The sequence below is a fragment of the Hymenobacter terrenus genome (assembly GCF_000972495.1).
Lineage (GTDB): Bacteria > Bacteroidota > Bacteroidia > Cytophagales > Hymenobacteraceae > Hymenobacter > Hymenobacter terrenus.
In genome coordinates, this window is record NZ_LATM01000002.1 from 184477 (window position 1) to 203505 (window position 19029).

13 protein-coding genes are annotated in these 19029 nt (G+C 58.2%); all 13 read right to left on the bottom strand.

Going from position 1 to position 19029, the window contains the following annotated elements; translation table 11 throughout:
• Positions 1-81: 81 nt before the first annotated feature.
• Positions 82-1530 (bottom strand): glycoside hydrolase family 125 protein, encoded by a 1449-nt coding sequence (locus tag WX88_RS05345; protein ID WP_156175952.1) that lies wholly within the window; start codon positions 1528-1530, stop codon positions 82-84.
• 90 nt (positions 1531-1620) lie between these two features.
• The gene (locus WX88_RS05350; protein WP_197076680.1) at positions 1621-3315 is read right to left on the bottom strand and encodes an endo-1,4-beta-xylanase; all 1695 of its coding nucleotides are present in this window, start codon (positions 3313-3315) and stop codon (positions 1621-1623) included.
• Positions 3316-3519: 204 nt separating this feature from the next.
• A complete protein-coding gene (locus tag WX88_RS05355; RefSeq protein ID WP_046243304.1) occupies positions 3520-3747 on the bottom strand; it encodes a PID-CTERM protein-sorting domain-containing protein in 228 nt (75 codons plus the stop codon).
• Between the two features lie 59 nt (positions 3748-3806).
• On the bottom strand, positions 3807-7070 hold the full coding sequence (locus WX88_RS27250) for a choice-of-anchor Q domain-containing protein (protein ID WP_082115860.1): 3264 nt from the start codon (positions 7068-7070) through the stop codon (positions 3807-3809).
• 130 nt (positions 7071-7200) lie between these two features.
• Positions 7201-8838: a choice-of-anchor Q domain-containing protein gene (locus WX88_RS05365; protein WP_052732370.1), complete on the bottom strand. Its 1638-nt coding sequence runs from the start codon at positions 8836-8838 to the stop codon at positions 7201-7203.
• 115 nt (positions 8839-8953) lie between these two features.
• Complete coding sequence (locus tag WX88_RS05370; protein WP_046243305.1) at positions 8954-10348, bottom strand: right-handed parallel beta-helix repeat-containing protein; 1395 nt, start codon at positions 10346-10348, stop codon at positions 8954-8956.
• Between the two features lie 148 nt (positions 10349-10496).
• Positions 10497-11510 (bottom strand): (R,R)-butanediol dehydrogenase, encoded by a 1014-nt coding sequence (locus WX88_RS05375; RefSeq protein WP_046243306.1) that lies wholly within the window; start codon positions 11508-11510, stop codon positions 10497-10499.
• 39 nt (positions 11511-11549) lie between these two features.
• Positions 11550-11960, bottom strand: coding sequence for a VOC family protein (locus tag WX88_RS05380; protein WP_046243307.1), 411 nt, complete (start codon positions 11958-11960; stop codon positions 11550-11552).
• An 11-nt stretch (positions 11961-11971) separates the two neighbouring features.
• Positions 11972-14098 (bottom strand): hypothetical protein, encoded by a 2127-nt coding sequence (locus WX88_RS05385; protein WP_046243308.1) that lies wholly within the window; start codon positions 14096-14098, stop codon positions 11972-11974.
• Complete coding sequence (locus WX88_RS05390) at positions 14098-14814, bottom strand: RraA family protein (protein ID WP_046243309.1); 717 nt, start codon at positions 14812-14814, stop codon at positions 14098-14100. The genes WX88_RS05385 and WX88_RS05390 overlap by 1 nt, the downstream gene beginning before the upstream one ends.
• Entirely contained in the window at positions 14811-15512 is a 702-nt protein-coding gene (locus WX88_RS05395) for an SDR family oxidoreductase (RefSeq protein WP_046243310.1), read from the bottom strand. The genes WX88_RS05390 and WX88_RS05395 overlap by 4 nt, the downstream gene beginning before the upstream one ends.
• Positions 15513-15726: 214 nt before the next feature.
• The gene (locus WX88_RS05400; protein WP_046243311.1) at positions 15727-17433 is read right to left on the bottom strand and encodes a sodium:solute symporter family protein; all 1707 of its coding nucleotides are present in this window, start codon (positions 17431-17433) and stop codon (positions 15727-15729) included.
• Positions 17434-17515: 82 nt separating this feature from the next.
• Positions 17516-18928 (bottom strand): GH39 family glycosyl hydrolase, encoded by a 1413-nt coding sequence (locus tag WX88_RS05405; RefSeq protein WP_316932308.1) that lies wholly within the window; start codon positions 18926-18928, stop codon positions 17516-17518.
• Positions 18929-19029 lie beyond the last annotated feature (101 nt).

The following is a 19029-nucleotide window of genomic DNA, read 5'->3' on the forward strand; positions in this document are numbered from 1 at the left end:
CCCTCTTTCCGCGAGAAAGGGGCCGGGGGAGGCAAACAGGGCCACGCTAATTAAGCTTCAATAATTGCGGACCACAATTCACTAAACCGGTTTGCTTAATAAATAAGGTTTTTCGTCTGCTACCTTAACGATGAATTCACCAAAAAGCGTGTTAGCCCAGGCAAACCATTTGCGCGTAAAGCGGCTGGCATCATCCTTATAGAATGACTCGTGCATAAAGCCAGTATTAGCGTGAGTGGCTTTAAGCGTTTTCAGACTATTTAAAATGTCTTCATCCTGATTGGAAGTCATCGCCCGGATGATAATGCTCATGGGCCAGATATTATCTTTTCCAGCGTGGGGCCCAGATATTCCTTCGGCAATTTTGCCCTTGGCATAATATGGATTGTCGCCGTAAGACAGTAAGAACTTGCGGGTATTCTGATACAGCGTCTGGTCGTCGGCCCCGATAGCATCTAAATAGGGCAGTGACAGCAGGCTGGGAACATTGGCGTCATCAATCAAATAAAAGGAGCCAAAGCCATCAATCTCATAGGCCAGCATTTTGCCGAATTTTTTGTGGTCAACTACCGCGTATTCTTTTAAAGCAGTATGTACCTCATCGGCCAAGTTTGTGCATTCTGCAGCAAATTCTTTCTGTTGCAAAATAGCCTCTGCCATTTCGGCTAACTGTCGCAAAGACTTAACCGCGAAAAAATTAGAGGGTATCAAGTACGGAAACACCGTGCCGTCATCCGAAGGCCGGAAAACCGAACAGATTAATCCATTAGGCTTACTCAGATTGCCGTAGCCGGAAGCAGCAGCAGTATCGGTGGGCCGGTCAGTTTTCCTTCTAAAACGATACGGACCAATATTGTCCTTGCGCTGCTGCTCTTTAAACGTTTTCACAATCACCTTCATCGCGGCCAGCCACTCCTGGTCGAAGCAAGAAGGCGTGCCGCCCGCTTTCCAATACCCGTGCGCCAGCCGTATTACATAGCAAAGCGAGTCTACTTCCCACTTCCGTTCGTGCACACCCGGCTTCATTTCCGTTTCCTCTTTCCGCCACTCTGCGGTACGGCTCGCATCCTGATAAAAAGCATTCGCATACGGGTCAATCATCACATAACGCGCATGGCGATTAATTACCCCAGTAATTAATTTTTCCAGCGCCTTATCCTTCTTCATAAAGGGCAGATACGGCCAGACTTGTGCCGACGAATCGCGCAGCCACATGGCGTCGATGTCGCCGGTTATTACATATGTATCGGGCTTGCCATTCAGCTCACCCACCGTCACGGTGGTGTCCAGAGTATTTGGAAAGCAATTCTCAAACATCCAGGCCAGTTCCGGGTCTTTTATTTTCTTCTTGACCTTAATTATTTGCTCTTCAATTGCCTTGCTGGTAAATCGCCGGTCTTTTAGCGCCGGACGTTGCGACACAAATTTCGGGTCGTCACTCAGAAGCTGAGCGTAGCTTGCAAAAGGGCTAAGTGATAAGCCAGCGCACAGCACTCCCGTATTCCTCAGGAAATCTCTTCTTTTTATCATGTTGGGTTTAATTAAAACACCCGAGCTGCAAGCCGGTGAACAACTACACTCAGGTAGTCAATCAGTAGACTACAGCCGGAGTTGAATAAGCTAAATTTTTATTTTAGCTGGTAGTCCCGCTTTGGTAAGCTGATGGGATATTTTAACGACGGAGCCGCCTTTTGTAACTGTTATTTCGTAGCGGCCCAAATGCCCACGGGCTTTTACCTGGCCGCTCTGTGCGGTGGTCTGGCTGATGGAAGTGCTCCACTGTTTTTTTACTAAATCCTGCCAAACTGCGGCATTGGGTTTCGGGGTCCAGTCTTTGCGGAACATGGCCGCGTCGGGTTTCCAATGGGCGCCCTCCCAAAAGCCCCACATGGTAAAACCCGTCACGAGCGGGTGGCTGTAGCAAGCAATTAAAAAGTCGCGGGTGTAGTCGGCCTGCAACTGCTCATCGGGCATATTGATGTCGAACTCCGTAATTTGAACGGGCAGCCCAGTGGCCTTAAACATATCCAAATCGGTAATGACCTGCGCCGGGTTGCGAGGCTGTCGGCCCACGTGGCCCTGAACGCCAAGGGCATCTATTGGCGCGCCGTAGCCGCGCAATTCCTCCACCAGTGCGAGAAAGGACTTGATGTTCTGCGGGCTGGCCACGCTGTTGAGCATGCCATACTCGTTGAGAAACAGCTGGGCCTTGGGGTCAAGCTGCTTCGCTTCCTTAAACCACTCTGCAGCCTGCGTACGCGGCATCACCTGAAAATAGTCGTTTTCGTGCATCATCTCATTGATGACATCCCAGGCAATGACTTTTCCTTTGGTGTAGGAGACTATGTTCTGGATGTGGTTATGGATAGAATCGGTCAATCCGAGGCCGAAGGTGGGCTGCCGCTTGACAAAATCGGGCGAAAATTTCTTACTGGGCCAGATTAGGTTGTGGCCCCGCAGGCGCAAGCCGTGGCCGCTAATCCAGCCCATAGCGAGCTTGGTTTTGCGCCGGCTGGCGGTATCTATCCAAGGTTGCCATTTCAAATTATTGTCGATGGTGACTGTGTTGAACAGCTCCAGTAAAGTCTTTCTATAGGTTTCCGCGCTCGGGCCAGTGCCGTTAATTTCTCTAACCGAAACGGCTGTGCCGAATACAAAATCGGGCTGCACGAGACGGGCGCTCACTTTGGCGCCCGGCACGGGCCGGCCCTTGGCATCGGTTACCTGAATGTTGAGCGGGGCGGTTCGAATTTCCGCTATTCGCTTCAGCGCTTTGGTGCGCCATTCGGCGTTGGCTTCGCGGCCCATGTAGCTGAAGCGGGTGGTGGGCAGTTGAGCCAGCGGAATGCTTTGGCCAAAATCCAGCACCTGGAGGTCGGCTACTTCTACTTTTTGAGCCAGGGAACCATAGGAGATACAAATGGCGGACTCCCCGGCCGGCATATCGCCAGCGGCTACAAACGGAATCTCGATGGTTTTCCACTCGGGGCCGATGCTAAGCTCGATAATGACGCTTTTATCGTGCGGTGGCTGGGCCTGCTGCACAAAGAAATTCACCACCGCTTCGCCCGACTCCTGCTTGGCGTAAACAGCGTGTATGGCCAGCCGGGCCAGCATCACATCGCCTTTTTTCACTGGCAAGCTGCTTTTCCAGCTTGACTGCACATTGTAGTGGCTGGGTTTGGCGGTTAGTACTTCCGTAGTGAAGACCGGGGAATCATTGAGCGTTTTTACACTAAACGAGCTGGGCGTGCTGTCCTTGTTGCCGTCGCTGAAGGTATACTGGGTAGCAGCGTTGGCCGGAAAAATGTTCACGGGTTTCAGCTGCGCTAAAGCAGCGGGGAGCGGCGGCGTCTTTTGACTATAAGCCGAATGACTGAGAAGTAGTAGCTGAGAAAATACTGTGATGGCTATCGTTTTGAAATTCATAGTATTTAGGAAGAAAGTATTGCTAATCAAAACTACGTCCGCCTTAGCTAAGGAAGTGCCTCCTGCAGCAAGGCGGACGTAGCTGATTACTTAGCGACTTAGGTCAGACGGGCGTGTTTGCCGACGGGCCCGCAGCTTGCGCAGGCCGTAGGCCACACCACCCGCCAGAAGTAGCGAAGCACCGCCGTCGAGCGGCGTTTCGGTGGCCGTGGTTACTGTGGGACCGGGGCCAGTTGAACTCGGTTGGGCCAAGGCCGAAATGCTGGTGAGGGCCCAAACGGCCACGAGCAGCGTACCTGAAGAATAGATATTTTTCATAAAATCAAAGAGGCTTAATGGAGAAAATGGCCCGCTCCATTTTGAAGCGGGCCTTTCACTTATTGTAGGACCACGCGCTTGGCTAGCGTAGTAGCGCCCACTTGCAGGCGTAAAGTATAGATGCCGGCGGCGAGGCCATTGGCATCTACCGCGAGGCGGGCGCCGGTGGCGGGCAGGGCTGCTTCTTGGTGGCGCACTACCTGGCCCAGGGCGTTGAGCAGATCGGCGCGCAGCTGCGTGGTGCCGGCTACGGCAGGCACCACCACTGTGAAGGTGCTGTAAGCTGGGTTGGGGTACAGGGTTACGGCAGCGGCCGTCAGGGCGCCTTTGCTAGCCAGAGGCGTACGTGCGGCGAAACGTAGGCGGAAGCGGCCGCTGATGAGGGCAGTGGCTTCGGCTGGACTCACGCTGAAGGCGTAGGCCGGCTGCTGGCGCAGGTTCACGGTCTGGCCCGTTAGGGCGTCGGTAAGCAGGGCGTCGAGCGTGGCGGGCACGTTGTTGAGCGCCGCGGCCGTCAGAGTATAGGGGCCAGCGGCGGGCACACTCACCGTCAGCGCCAGCACCGTGCTGGTGGTGAAAACCGGGCGGCCGTCAATGGAGAGCGACTCACCGCTGCCGGCCTGCGAGGCCAGGTTCAGACCACTGGAGTTGGGCAGCTTGCGGGCGTCGTATTGGGCGTCGAAGTCCGTGGTCGTGCCGGTTTCGGCGTAGGTGTAGAAGGCGTCGGCAGCACCCGTCGCGCCTTGGAGCTCCAAGTGTACCAAAGGCCGTGTATCGGCAGCGGCACGCTGGAAGGTGGTGCTGTTGGGCGCGGTCAGGCGCTGGCTGTTGCGGAAAGTGAGCGAAGCGCTGGTCTGGCCACTGGCCACGCGAGCAAAGAAGCCTTGGCCCAGCGGCAGCACGGGGTTGCCGATGCCGTTGACGTAGCTGCGGTAGGTGCCGCTGTACTGGCTGGTGCTCACGTTCACGTAGATGGCCGCGTCGAGGTTGGCGCGGTCGACGGGGGCCACCAAGCTGTAATCCAGGGGCGCGGGGTAGGGATTGCCCAGCAATTGCCAGCCAGCGTCAGCTTCGTTGGCCGTGCCTACGGCATTGCGCGCCAGGGCCACCGTTTGGTCGCCGGTGGTGGGCACGCCCACGAAGTCCACACGCTGTCCGGCGTCGATGTTCACGGCGTAGCCACGGCCCACGGCCAGGACCGTGGTGAGGCTAGCCGGCACCTCAAAACCGCGGTCAAACGGCGTGTAGCTGTTGGCGAGCGTTACCCGGCTTTGGTCGTAGCCAAACACGTTGGGGAAGGGCGTGACGGTGCCGGGCGTGGCCGACGTGTTGTAAGCTGCGGCCTGGCTCACGTTGGGGACAAAGCCGGCAGTGGTCAAGTCCGCGACGGTGGTGCCCGCCACCGGCGAGCTGTAGTGGCGGTAGCCCAAACCGGGGTTCTGGCTCGGGTCGACGTAGCGCTGCACGGTGGCGTTGCCATTCACGACGCCGCCCGCGTTGTCAATCAACGCCGTGCCCGCGGCGTCCGAAACCAGCGTCAGCCGGTCGTTGGCCGTGAGCGTGCCCGTCGTCAGCGTCAGCACCCCGCGCACGCGCACCCGGCCGCCCAGGCCGGCTCCGGCCGTGTTGTTCAACGTGAGCGTCGACACCTCAATGGTGCCGGAGCCGCCCAAGCCCTGCGGCGCAGTGCCCGTCAGGGCAATGGCGGCGCTGGGGGCGGCAGTGAAGGTGCCGCCGTTGTTGAGTGTGCCTTTCACGTCGAGCACGCCGCCGTTGAGGGTTAGCGAAGCGCCGCTGCCGATGGCCAGGTCCCGAATGGTGGTGTTGGCGATGATGACCGGGTAGGGCGCCGCGTTGGCCGGAATGTAGCCGTTCAGGGTGCTCGACGGCACGCCCGCCGACCAGTTGGCCGCCGTGTTCCAGTCGGCAGTGCCGCCACCTACCCAGGTCGTAAAGACCGGGCTGAGCGCCGCGTCGTACTCGTAAGTGCCAATGTCCACGGTGGCGCCTACCACGCGCGGGTTACCGGCCAAATCGGTGGCGGAAAGCAGATTGTTGACGCCCGCGTCGATGGCCGGGCTGCCGGGCAAGAGGCGGAAGTCGGCCGTGAAAGGGTCCACGCTGGCGTTGATGAACTGCGGGTCGGCCGTCACCGTGTTGTTGCCGGCCACCCCGGTGCCGATGCCGCCAAAAAAGAGGTTGTTGTTGTATACCAGGCCCGGCGTGGAGAAGTTGGCGTTAATCCTGGTTTCGTTGTCGGTGACCAGAATGTTGTTTTGCACCAGCACGTTGCTGGACTGGTTGGTGAATACTTCGGTCCGGTCGCCGGGGCTGGCGCGGTCGGGGCTGCGCGAGTTCTGGTAAAATGTGTTGTTGATGAGGTCGATGTTCGACGTGCGCAGGGACTGAAAACCGCTGCCGCCGTTGTTGGCGACTAGGTTGTTGGCCACCAAAAACCGGCCAGTGTAGCCGAGGTTCACGTCGAGGATGATGCCGTTGCCGTCGGTGATGCCCCGGCAATTAGTGCCGCTGCGCCAAGGCACATAGAGGCGGTTGCCGAAGCTGCGGTTGCGGGTAATGACCATGTGGTAGCCCGGCGCGTTGTCGAAGGCCACGCTGGCGTTCATCGAGATTCCGCTGGTGCCAAACTTGGTGTACCAGCAGTTGTTGTAGACCAAGTTGTTATCGATGGTCACATAGTCGGAACTGCCCGTGCCGATGCCCGCCCCGCCGCACTCAAACACCTCGTTGTTGACGAAGCGTAGGTGGTGGGGGTAGCCGTTGGCGGCACTGCCTTCGGTCGAGATGCCGTTGGCGTTGAAGATGCCCTGGGTGCCGCCCGTGGGACTGGGATTGGCGCAGCTGTTGGGCTGGTTGAGGGCGTCGGCCAGCTTCACGCTGCGGTTATTACCCTGCACGCGTAGGCCGTTGATTTCGATGTACGCCGCCGCGTTGGCGACGCGAATGCCTTGGAAGACGTTGTTGCGGATTCGCAGCAAGGGCCTTTGCGCGTCGGCCGGGTAGTTGCGATACACTATCCAGGCGCCGGCAGCGCCGGGCCGGGTCACGTTGAGGGTTTGACTGGTGGAGAATATGCCCTGGTAAGTGCCCTGGCGCACGAACACCGTGTCGCCGGGCAAGGTCTTGTCGGCCGCGAACTGGATGGTGGCGAAGGGCATACCGGGGCTGAGCCCGCGCCCAGCGGCGTTGTCGTCGACGCCCGCTACCAGGGCGTTGGCGCCGCTGGACACGTAGTAGTTCGTAGCTCGGGCGCTGGAGAAGCCGCCCATGGCTAGGAGAAGGAGTAAAAGTGATTTCTTCATGGTGGGTTTTTGGGATGGATAGGGTTTGATGAAAAAAAAGAAAACGAAAAATCCATTCAGTGACAGCTGTTTTTAGAGAAGCAGGAGGTGATAGTAGCGAGTGAGCTGTGATGAGCAATAATGCCCGGTTTTAGTCGACGGACAGGCGCTGGGTGAGGCGGCCGGTTGGAGTTTGTACTTGGACACTGTAGACCCCGGCAGGGAGGTTTGCTACCGACAAAGTCATCTTTTCGCCGGCCACCGGCTGGCTGAGGCAAAGCCGCCCTACTGCATCGAATACTCGTATGCTGCTACCCAGCGCGATTCGCGGCAACGACAGTTCCACGGTGCCGTGGGTCGGGTTGGGAAAAATCTGCAGCGGCATGCTGGCGCGGGCAGCAGCCGTGGACAAGGGCAGGGTACTTTCATAAGCGCCTAAATCGACGTTAGCGCCCACCAAGCGGGGGTTACCAGCCAAATCAACGGTTGAGAGCAGGTTGTTGACACCCGCATTGATGGCCGGGCTAGTGGAGGCGAGGCGGAAATCGGCCGTGGCCCAGTTGGTGGTTGGGTTCACGAACTGCGGGTTGGCCCGTACGGTGTTGGTGCCCGCGACAGCTACAGTGGTGCCGCCGAAGTACAGGTTGTTGACGAACCGGATATTGGTGTTGCTGCTGCCGTTGCTGTTAACGACTTGCCCGGCGTCGGCCGAGAGGATGTTGTTTTGAAACAGCACGTCGTTCGACCGGTTGGCGTACATCTCGCCATCATTGATTTCTGGGCTCTGCGAGTTGTGGTAGGACGTGTTATTGATGAAATCGACGTGCTCGCTGATGAAGGAGTGCATGCCCGTACCGCCGTTGTTCACCACCAAGTTATTAGCGACCAGAGTGCGGCTGGTGTAGGCGCCGAGCTTGGAGCTATTCTGCGTATTCTTGCTGTCGTCGATGATGATGCCGTTGCCGTCGGTGATGCCCATGCAGCCGAACGTGCCCCCGCGCCACCACGGCACAAACAGGCGGTTGCCAAAGCAGCGGTTGTTGCGCACAATGATGTGGTAGCCGGGAGCGGTATCGTAGTTCCAGGCTTGGTAGATGGAGATGCCGCTGGTGGCGTAGATAGTGTACCAGGAAGTGTCGTAGATGAGGTTGTTCTCGACAGTCACATAATCCGACTGCAAGACCCCAATGCCTGCGCCTCCACACTCAAATATCTCGTTGTTGAGGAAGCGCAGGTGATGCGGATTTTGCGAACCCACGGTGGTGGTGCCGCGGGACAGAATCCCGTTGCCGTTGTAGCGGCCCTCGGGCGTGCCCGCGCCGTTTAGGGCGCAGCTCCGGGGCTGGTTAGTGGCATCAGCCAAGTTCACATTGCGGTTGTTGCCCTGAACGCGGAAACCGTTGATTTCGATGTAGGAGATGTTGCCAACGAGCTTGAAGCCCTCCCAGGTGTTGAATTGGAGCAGGGGCTTCTGGGTGTCGCCGGGGTAATTGTGGTACACTATCCACTGTCCGGGTGCTCCTGAGCGCGTGATTTCAACGCCGGGGCTGTAGGAATATTGGTTGACGTAAGTGCCTTGGCGCACGAAGACGGTGTCACCGGGATTGGTCCGGTCGGCTGCGTACTGAATGGTTGCAAAAGGCCGGCCTGGGCTCAGCCCCCGGCCACCGCCCGTGGCGTTGACGCCCGTGACGAGCGAGTTTGCTCCCGAGGAGACATAGTAAGTGGTGGCGGCAACCTTGGCTGAGACGCCAATGCCTAGGAACGCAGTTAGGAGAAGTGCTTTCAAGATGAAAAATTAAAAAAGAGAAATATTAGGTACAACAGCGGCCGCCTTTCATCCGAAAAGCGGCCGCCCAGCCAAGGCTCACTCTTTGCCTTGGCTGTATCTGAATCAGGGCTGTTTATTGCTCAAAAGCACCCCGGTCGCGTGCCCCTTGCTGCGGCCGGGTTTTGCCGACGATATCCGTCGGCTGGGGTATTTCATCACAGCCCGAATCACGGGCCTTGCTGCCTTTGGCTAACCGAAAATTGCCCTTGCTTAGGTCGGTTTGCGCCGCCACAAACTGTGGGTCGGCCACCAAGTCGTGGGGGCCCGTCACTACTTGCTGGGCTTCGGGGTAGAGGTTGTAGTCCCAGCGCACGTTGGTGTTGCGGTTGTTGCTGGTCACTTTGCCGCCGGGCTTGGGCACCATGATATTGTTAAGGATAACCACATCCTCGGAGCGGTTGGCAAACAACTCTTCATAGCCCACCACCTGTCCGTTCCAGTACGTAGTGTTGTTGATGATGTCGACGTGCTTGGTACGGAAGGTGTGGATGCCTGAGCCGCCGTTGTAGGCGCTCACATTGTTGGCAATCAGGGCCCGGCCTTTCCACTCCGGCCGTTTCAACTCTTCCGGCTTCGGGGCGGCGGGAGGGGTCACGATAGGATCACCGTTGGGATTGGTGGCACCAGGGGTCACTACAGGGTCACCGTTGGGGTTGGTGGCGCCAGGGGTGGCCGTGGGCTGGTCAGTTACATCAAGCAGGATGCCGTTGCCGTCGCTAAGCTTGCCGGTGCGGTCCCACGGCACCTGCGTCTTGTTGTTCCACACCAGGTTGCGCTGGATGACGACGTGGTAGCCAGGAGCATCGTCGAAGGCCCAGTTGTCGAGCAAAGTGATGCCCGAGCCGGCGTAGCGCATGAACCAGGCGTTGTTGAAGACCTGACAGTCTTCCACCGTGAGGTAGTCAATCTGCAGGCCCGTAATGCCGCCGCCGGCGCATTTGCCCACCACGCACTTGCGAATGACGACGTGGTGGGGCTTGGCGTCGGGCTTTGCTTTACGGCCGTCGAAGCAGATGCCATTGGTATTGAAGTAGGGGTTGGCCTTGGCGATTTTAGAGTCGGCGATGGCATCCTCTAGCTTAATGGAATCGTTGTTGCCCAGTACGGTCAGGCCTTCAAACACTTGGTAGGAGGCCCGAATTTGAATGCCAGTCCAGCCGATAGGATGAATCTCGGGACGCTGACCGGGCAGAGCTTTCCAGGTAATCCAGGCATTGGGCTTGCCCGAGCGCTCGACGGACACTACGGCGCCGCCGTCGCCGGTATTGTCGTTGGTATAAATGCCCTTGCCCACCAGCACCACGTCGCCGGGATTCACCAAGTTGGCAGCCTTTTGCAGGCTACGGAAGGCCGTTTTCAGCGTTTTGCCGTTGTTAGCATCGTTGCCGGTTCCGGTCACATACCACGTTTCGGCAAAAGCTGTTTGGGTGAGGAGCAGGAGGAAAGTGATGAAAGGGGTGGGTTTCATGAAAAGAATCCGTGGGGTGTAGAGACGCGATACTCCGTGTCTTGTCATTGAACGGTGAAAGCCGAACGCTCCCGGCGATGTGGACGCCGAGACGCGAAGATAGTTCGCGTTTCTACCTCGTTTAGAAGTTTGCTTCAGCAGACAACTGTTACGAGCATTGCAGTAAGTATTTCATGCCCGCCGGGTTGTTGTCGATGGCCGTGAAAATCGACTGCGCATCGGCCAGGGGCGCAATTTGCGTGATGAGTTTTTCCAGCGGCAGGGTGCCGCTTTCGGCTAAGGCAATGGCTTCTTCAAAATCCTGCGGCTCGTATACGCGCACGCCGATGAGCTGCAGCTCGCGCCAGAATACCCGGAATAAGTCCAGCGGCTTGGGGTCGGCGTGAATAGCTACCATCACCATTCGGCCCCGTGCGCGGGGCAGCTGCGTCATGGCGGCCACGCCGGCGGCCACACCCGAAACCTCGAACACCACGTCGGCCATGGCTCCTTTGGTGAAGCGCTCCACCTCCGCCAGCAAGTCCGTCGTGCTCGGATTAACCACCGCCAAACCCAAGGATTCGGCCATCTCCAAACGGGCGGCATTTACTTCTGAAATGAGGACATGAGCGCCCTTCTGCCGGGCTACCAGCGCGATGAGTATCCCGATGGGGCCGCCGCCGATGACGACGACGTGCTCCTCGGCCTGCACCTGGCCCAGGCGAACGTCGTGGCAGGCTACGGCCAAGGGCTCAATCATGGCGCCCAAGGTCAGGGGCAGGTTGTCGGGGAGGCGGTGCAGGGTGTGAGCTGGCACATTCCAATGCGTCTGCATACCACCAGGCGTATCGATGCCAATAAATTTTAGGTTTTTGCCGATGTGGTGCTGTCCGTTGTCGGACGGGTCCTCGGTGCCAGGCTGCAAGGGCCGCACGGTCACCCGGTCGCCCACTTGCCAGCCGGTCACGCCCTCGCCCAAGGCAGTGATTTCGGCCGATACTTCGTGGCCAATGACTTGCGGCAACGACAAGCGGTGCGGCATGGCCCCGTGGTAGATGTGAACATCCGTGCCGCAGACGCCACAGTAGGCCACCTGCAGCTGGACCTCGCCCGGCTGGGGTGCTACGGCAACAGCAGGCTCTAGGCTGAAAGATTGATTACCAGTAAAATGAAGCGCGTTCATGAAAAATAGTGAGTTAGCAAATAAGCCGGGAAAAGTAGATCAGGCGGAGAGAGGGCCGCGCTCGAGAAGTTGCAGCATATTGCCTTCGGGGTCGTAGAAATTGCGGACACGCCCGCCGCCGATGGCGTTGGTTGGCTCGCCGCCCCAGCGCACGCCGTGTTGGTCGAGGTGACGGATGGCCTGCTCGAGGTCGATAATCCGGAGGGCTACGTGCGACCAGCCGGGCGTCCAAGTCGTGCGCTCGGGCCGCACTGTTTCGTCGCGGGGCATGATTTCAAGGAGCGTATTATCGGGAGCCCGCAGCATCCACACCACTTTGGGTGAGCCGGCAGTTTGGTGCCGAAACCAGCGGGTGTAGCCCAACACGGTGCAGTACCACTCGGTCAGCGCTTCGACGTCCTCCGCTGCCAGGCCGGGGTGGTCCACCCCCGTAAAAGTCAGTTCATTCATTCCTAAGGTGGTTATGAGGTGAGGCGCGAGCCACCACTAGTGGTAAGGTGGTAATCAGTTTCGTTGGTCTCCTCTACCTGCCACTCGCCTTGCGTGGTTTGCAATTGCAGGCGCAGGGGCGTTAGTTGAGGTAGGAATAACGTGAAAGCTTGGTCGGCGTTGCGAATGGTCCAGGATTCCGGACTGCTTTCCAACTGCCAGTTGGCTAGCTCGGCTGCTTCATCAGCAACAATGATGTGAAGGCGGTGGGTGGCACGCGCCGGGGCTGTGTCGGTGAAACGGAACAGCAGCCCGCTGCCGGGCAGTCCCTCGCCCAATTGCGCCGGTTCGGGATGATACGCGTCGTGCATGTATGCGTACACTGGCCCGGCCGGGGCTGCTAGCTTCCCCGTTGGGGTGCCGGTGTGCCAGAGTCGCAGCCCGACGCCGTGCCGGGTGGCCTGCACCTCGCCGGGCGTGGCGTATATCTGCGTTGCGTCGTCCCGGTTATTAATCAGCCAGTTCCAGACCGTAGTAACGGGCTCCGCAGCCCTGATTCGGTCGAGTACAAAGGTGACATTCGAACCGCATTGCAGCCAGAGCCGGGTGAATTCCTCTATCGGGCGGTCATACGAAGCGGCTACTTCCGACACCACCAGGGAAACATTGCCCACGCGCTGCGTGGCCCGTAACCGCCCGCCCCGCTCCACGGGTGGGCCTACGGTGCCATCGGCTTTAATTACTCGTCGGGAAAGGACATTGCGTTGTTCGAGGAGCTTGATTTTAGCTAAATCCTCCTGCAAGCCCAGCCCGTCCTGTTCGATGAGAAACGTGCAGGAGTTGTGCGTTTGGGTAGCGCTTTCCACCCCATGAATCAGGTTGCGATAGCAGCTGTGGCCAGGGTCGGCTAGGAGCCGCTCACGGCCATATGCCAGCAGGAAGCTATTCAAATCGCCCTGCAAGTGACCAGGCGCGAAGCAGCCCTCGTTCATGCCGCCCTGAATGGCCACCACAGATTTGCCATCCCAGCCGTCCCGTACGAAGGTGTTGCCGTTGGCGTAGGCAGCTGTCAGGGGCAGTTTGGCTTCATCTGGAAAGAGTGCCGCCGGTTGGCGAGTCAGCAGTGGCAGGGTCAGAAAGCCCCAATCGTTGACCATGCCGAAGGTGGCCAGGAAGTGCGGCCCCTGTGTGGGGCAGGGCTCGTAGTAGGTCTGGAATAAACCCCGGGCCAGGCCGGCCTGCACGGGGTCGTCGTAGCGGGCCGCCACGTGCAGTAGCAAGTCGCCAGAAGGGCGGAACAGGGCGGCGGAGTCGTTGAAATTGACGGCCCGGGCGCGGTCGTCGGGTCCCCAGCCGCTCAAGGGGCGGCGGTAGAGCATGCTCTGGGCCATCCAGCCCATGCCGCGCCCGTAAGCGGCCACATCCAGAGCCTCGGCCCGCGTTGGGTACTTGCGAATCAGGGCCTCGTGGGCCAGCATCAGCGCGTTGGCCAGGTAGTTACCGTATTGCAGCGACTCCCCGTAGGAACCGTCGGGCTGGAAGGCCTGGGCCATGCGGGCCAAGTCAGGCAGCAGTTCGTCCAACAGCTCTTCGTCGCCCAGGGCGGCGGCGGCCACGGTAGCGCCCGAAGTCATGATGCCGCGCCAGTTGGCCAAGTGGGTGTTTTGCTGGAGCCAGCGGCGGCACAGCACGATGCCCTTTTCGTAGAGCGCCTGCTTTGCTTCCTCTTGCTCATCCTCACTCAGCACCTCGGGAGCCAAGTCCAGCACGGCCGCGACCCCCCAGCAGAGGTGAGCGGTTTCAAGGTGACCTGTGAACGGCTCGGTGTGGCTGCGAAACCACGGGCCAACCCAGTCGGCGACGGGCCGCCGGGCAGTACGCATTGTTTCCTCGCGTAGCCACTGCCCTAGCTCCTCGGTGGGGGCCAAGGCATGTTCCATTGCCGCATCCGACAGGTATTCGGCGGCCGGATACCACCAGCCCAGCCGGCCCCGGTCGGTGCCGTCGGGCTCGGTGGCCAGGGCGGGCGCGGCTAGTCGGGAGGCCACGCGCTGCGCCAGGGCCTCCCGAAACTGACCAACAACCGCATCAGAGCTATTCAAAATGGCTTCCTTCTCGGTTTCGGTCAGGAAGATGCGGCGGGTTTGAACGGCCTCCATTAGAAGTAGCCGCCGTTTTTCACGACGTCCGTCGGCTTCATGCCGCTCTCGACCATCTGCCGGATGTCTTCCTCCTTGTGCAGAATGCTTTCGGCGGCAATCAGCACGTCGTAGGCAATGGCCTGTGGGATGGAAATGACGCCGTCAACATCACCAAAAATCCAGTCGCCGGGTTGCACTTTCACCTCGCCCATGAGCACAGGCTTTTGGTAGTGATACATGCGGAATCGGCCCAGCATGCCGGTGTTAGCCTTGTACTTGTGGAACACCGGGAAGCCCAGCTCCAGAATCGCCATGGTGTCGCGGATACCGTTGACGATGGCGCCGCGGCATTTGAGTTTGAGGGCAGCCAGCGTCATCACCTCACCCCACTGCGAGGTCACGGTGTCGCCGCTGCAGTCCCATACCACCACCGAATCGGGGTGCAAGTCTTCGAGCATCTGCGCGCGCATCTCAAACTCGCCTTCGGTGGTGATGTCCGGCCCACCTTTGACGGTGAAGGCCAAGCCCGCCATCTTCATCTCTTCGCGCAGGGGCGCAAATTCAGAGGGCAAGCTGGTAGCGTGCATGTTGTAATTGAAACGCAGCACATCGTTGACCGCGCCCGTGTAAAGGGCGAGGTAACGTTCCCGCATTTCGGCTACCGAGATTGGGAAGAGGGAGGCGGGCTCGTGTAAGCCATTGGCCTGAATAGAGGGGGCAGGGGTAGTAATCATCCGGCTAAGAATTTCATGTTGTCAAAATTGATTTCCCGAATCACTACATACTCGGGCTGACTGAGTACGAAGGTGATGACGCGGGCTACGTCGTCGGCTTGTAAGAATTTTTCGCGAGCCACCTGGCGGTCGCCCCAGTAATTGCTGTCGGTGGGGCCGGGGTTCACGTCGGTCACTTTGATACCGTGCTTGAGCACTTGGTCGGCTAGGCCGCTGCTCAGGCCGCGGGCCCCGAACTTAGAGGCGCAGTAGAGCGGCGCGCCGGGATTGGTGCGCTGCCCGGCCATCGATACTACGGAGAGAATATGGCCCTGCTGGCGGGGCTTCATCAGCCGCAGCGCTTCGCGGTTGCAGAGGAATACGCCGCGCATGTTGGTGTTCACCATGCGCTCATATGTTTCGAGGTCGGTTTCGGCCAGGTCGGGAGTAGGCAGGCCCAGGCCGGCGTTGTTGATGAGGACGTCGACGGTGCCGTAGGTTTCCACGCAGAGGCGGAAGGCAGCTTGCACGTCGGCTTCGTTGCCGACATCGCCGAGGAAAGACGTAAGGGCAGGATTAGGCAACTCATCGACCAAGCGGTTCTTCCGGCTGAAGTCGAATACCTTGGCACCCTGGTCGAGCAGCTGGCGCGCCGTAGCCCGCCCGATGCCCGAAGAAGCTCCGGTGATGAAGATGACCTTGTTTTCTAAATTACTCATGTGTTTTGGTTAGCGGGTAGTTTGGTGTAAGTTAGGGAATGTGGAAAGGTCCTCTCGCTCCGACCCCAGTCTGCTTGGAACGCGAAGCCCAAAAGGGGAAATTTTGGATAAGAATTGAGTGAAGCGGGAGGCAAGGGGCAAAACAATTCATTTCTAATGCTTTACTATTTAAGAACTTTTGTCCTCCTCTCTGCAAGAGGGGCGCAGCTCTCACTTAGTGCGTAGCCATGGCTTCCTCCGGAACTTGAGGAATAGTAGGGGAGGGCGAGGACGCGGAATTTCGCGTCCAGTACCACAGAACACCTGATAGAACCAGGCATATGACGCCCGCGCCGAAGGCGAACTTGCCGCTGGTCTGGCCCAGCGAAGGACCGCTCATGACCATGAACAAGCCCCCCGTCACGGCGAGAGCTACGGCGTAGAGGCGATTCATGGAACGCATGAACACGGGGTCCTCCACAGGCTTTTCAGCTTCGGTGAGAGGAGTGGCTATGCGCCGGAAGAACTTGTCGACCCGCTCGCGGTAGGCGGGGTCTGACGACTCCACCAAACCCGAGCCCAGGAATACAGCTACGCAGACTACAATTTCGATGAATGTCGCCATTTCCCAGGAAACCGAAGGCGTGGCATTCAGCACCAGACCAATAATCATCCCAATGAGTACCGTGGCCAGCGCCCCAGCCGGCCGGGGCCGCTTCAGCACGACACCCAGTACCAGGGGTAGCGTCATTGGGATGGCGAAGAGGCCGGTAAACAGCTTATTAGCTTCGAAAGCCCCGCCGAATCCGCCCACGGTGAGGGCCCCAAATGTAACCACGCCGCCCAGCGCCAGAGTCATCAGCCGGCCCACCCATAGGGTTTGCTTGTCGGTAGCATTTTGGTTGAAAAGGCGCTGGTAGATGTCGCGCGTCAGCACGCCTGCCGTCACGTTGTACTCGCCGCTGAGCACCGACATGGTGGCCGCGAACATGGCCGCCACCATCAGGCCCATAATGCCTTCGGGCAGTAGCTTGAGACACACGCTGACGTAGGCCATCTCAGGGTTAGCCAAGTCTGGCAAAATGGCGCGCGCCGCGATGGAAGGGAACAGGAAGATGACCGGGAACAGGAAGAAGAACACGGCTGTTAACAAGCCTTGCTTCTGGCTAGCCCGCTCGTCGCGCACGCTGTAGAAGCGCTGAATAAACGTCCAGTTGCCGCTGTACTTCACCAATATCATGAGGTAGTACACGCCCACGTAGAAAGGCATGCCCTTGGGTCCGTTGAAGGGGTCGAAGTGGGCTGGAATTGTGGTCATTAGCTTGGTTAGTCCCCCCGAGGCCTGAATGGTGAGCGGCACCAGAATTAGGGTCGCCACCATCAGAATGATGAACTGCACCACATCGGTAACGACTACTGCCCACAGACCGCCCGCGATGGTGTAGAGCGCCACGATGATGCCGCAGCCCAGAATGGCTTGCTCTAGGCTCAAGCCAGCGGCCGTTTTCACAAATAAACCGAGCGCGTAGAGCCGCACCATGTTGTCGAGAATCTTGAAAAACACGCCGCCCCAGGCGAATACCTGCCGTACCGGCGCATTGAAGCGCTTTTCGAGCAGCTCCATTGGGGTCATAACGCCTGCTCGGCGCCAGCGCTTGGCAAAGATGGCTACACCCACTAAGGCCGGCAGCACCGTGCTCCAGATGAGTGTGAGGGCCACGAAACCATGCTGATAAGCAATGCCTGCATAAGCCACAAACATAAAGGTGCTGAACTTCGTCATGAAGTTACTGATGGCTCCCGACACCCAAGGAATGGCGTTGCCGCCCTTGAAGTAGTCGCCGATATTCTTGATGAACTTGCCCAGGAACAAGCCAATGCCTGCCATCAGCGCCATGTAAATGGCAATGGCCCAGTAGTCTAATAATTTGAGAGTCTGCATCGGGTGGAGTAGGAGTGGAAGGAAGAAAGGGAAGGTAGGACGACGGGAAGGGACGCTGACTGAAATGCAAGGTTTACACAAACTACATCAGCTTGACCAGGCTTTTATCAGCAATTAGAATGGGAGCGTCATACACCGGGATGTCGGTGAATGTGTATACATTACCAGTCTTTTTCCATTGCGAAGCCGGGATTTCGTACACTCGCCCACTGATGATATCAACGTAGACCGGCTGGTCGAAATTGGAATTAGCGAAAGTGAAAGTCAGGTTACGAGTCTTGTTCGATTCGACCGGAATGTAGTCGTCAGACCAGATGGTGAACAGCTGCTTTTTGGTCGTGGCATGTTGGTAGCCATACACGGCTAGGCTCCGGTCGGTACCCTTGGTATAGGCTACTTCAGTTGGGTTCTTCGGCACCGCGTTCTGGTTATGAGTGGGCTCTACTCGCTTGATTCGTTCCAGGGAGCGGTCAAAAATCGAGGTTACGTTTTGAATGGAGTAGTAGGCGATTTTAGGCCGAATAATCTTTTTAGTAGAGTCCGACTTGATGATGCCCTTGTAGTTGAGTCGGTTAATCGGACCATTGGTGTAGGCCATTTCAATGATGCTGAACACGCTCGATTCGATGTCGTGGCCCAAGTCGCCGAGCATACGGCGTGTATCCCACTTAGCTTGGGTCAGCTCCGACCACTCGTACTCGCCCAAGGCCCCTCGCCCGTCGCCACTGCCCGAGGGCGCCCCATTCTCACCCTGCCGCAGCGGCATGTTGGGCGCGTACTTATGCAGAATAGCTTGCAACTCCATCACCTTGGGGTAGTGTGAGTCGGGATTGTAGGTGTAGTCGTGGTAGGTGATGTTGTCGAACAGCTTCAGCTTACCTTTATCAGCCAGGCTTTTGAAAAAAGCATCGGCGTACTCCAAGCCAATATGGCCCAAGGCCAAACCTGAAACTTTGGCTTCGGGCTGAATGCGCTTGAGGATGTCAATAGTGCGGATATGCAGGGCCGCGGCTTTTTCAGGGGTATTTTCAAGATTGTCACTGAAATTGGGCTCGTTCCAGATTTCCCACTCGGTCACCTTCGTTTTGTAGCGCTTCACCAGTGCCTCTACCCATTTATCCCAGGCCGCTAGAGCCTCCGGCGATGCAGGGACCCCGGCTCCCAGATTAGAGCCGCCGCCACCGGGGTAGTTATGGTTGCCGTAGGATATCTGCAGCCAGGGCTTCAGACCTCGCTTGGTAGCATCGTTGATAATTCGGTCGAGCCAGGCCCAGTCGTATTGGCCCTTGATTTTTTCGGTTTTGTCCCAGCCGGCCTGCATCCGAAGACGCTTAATGCCCAGTGGGGCGATATAGGTTTTATACTGCTCGTAGTCGGTGAAGTCCCGGTCCAGCGTTTCACAGCCAATCAGCCAGTTCGAGTCCGTAATTTCGGCCGTGTTGCGCGGCATGACCGTACCCAGCCGGGGAAAGGAAACTTCGAAGTCTGTTTTCACCCGGTCCGGACTAGTGTCAATTTTTTGCGCAAGCGAGTTAGCAGCACAGATTGACAGTGCTGCTACCATCACTAAGCTCCTTTTCGGCAACGTATTCTTCA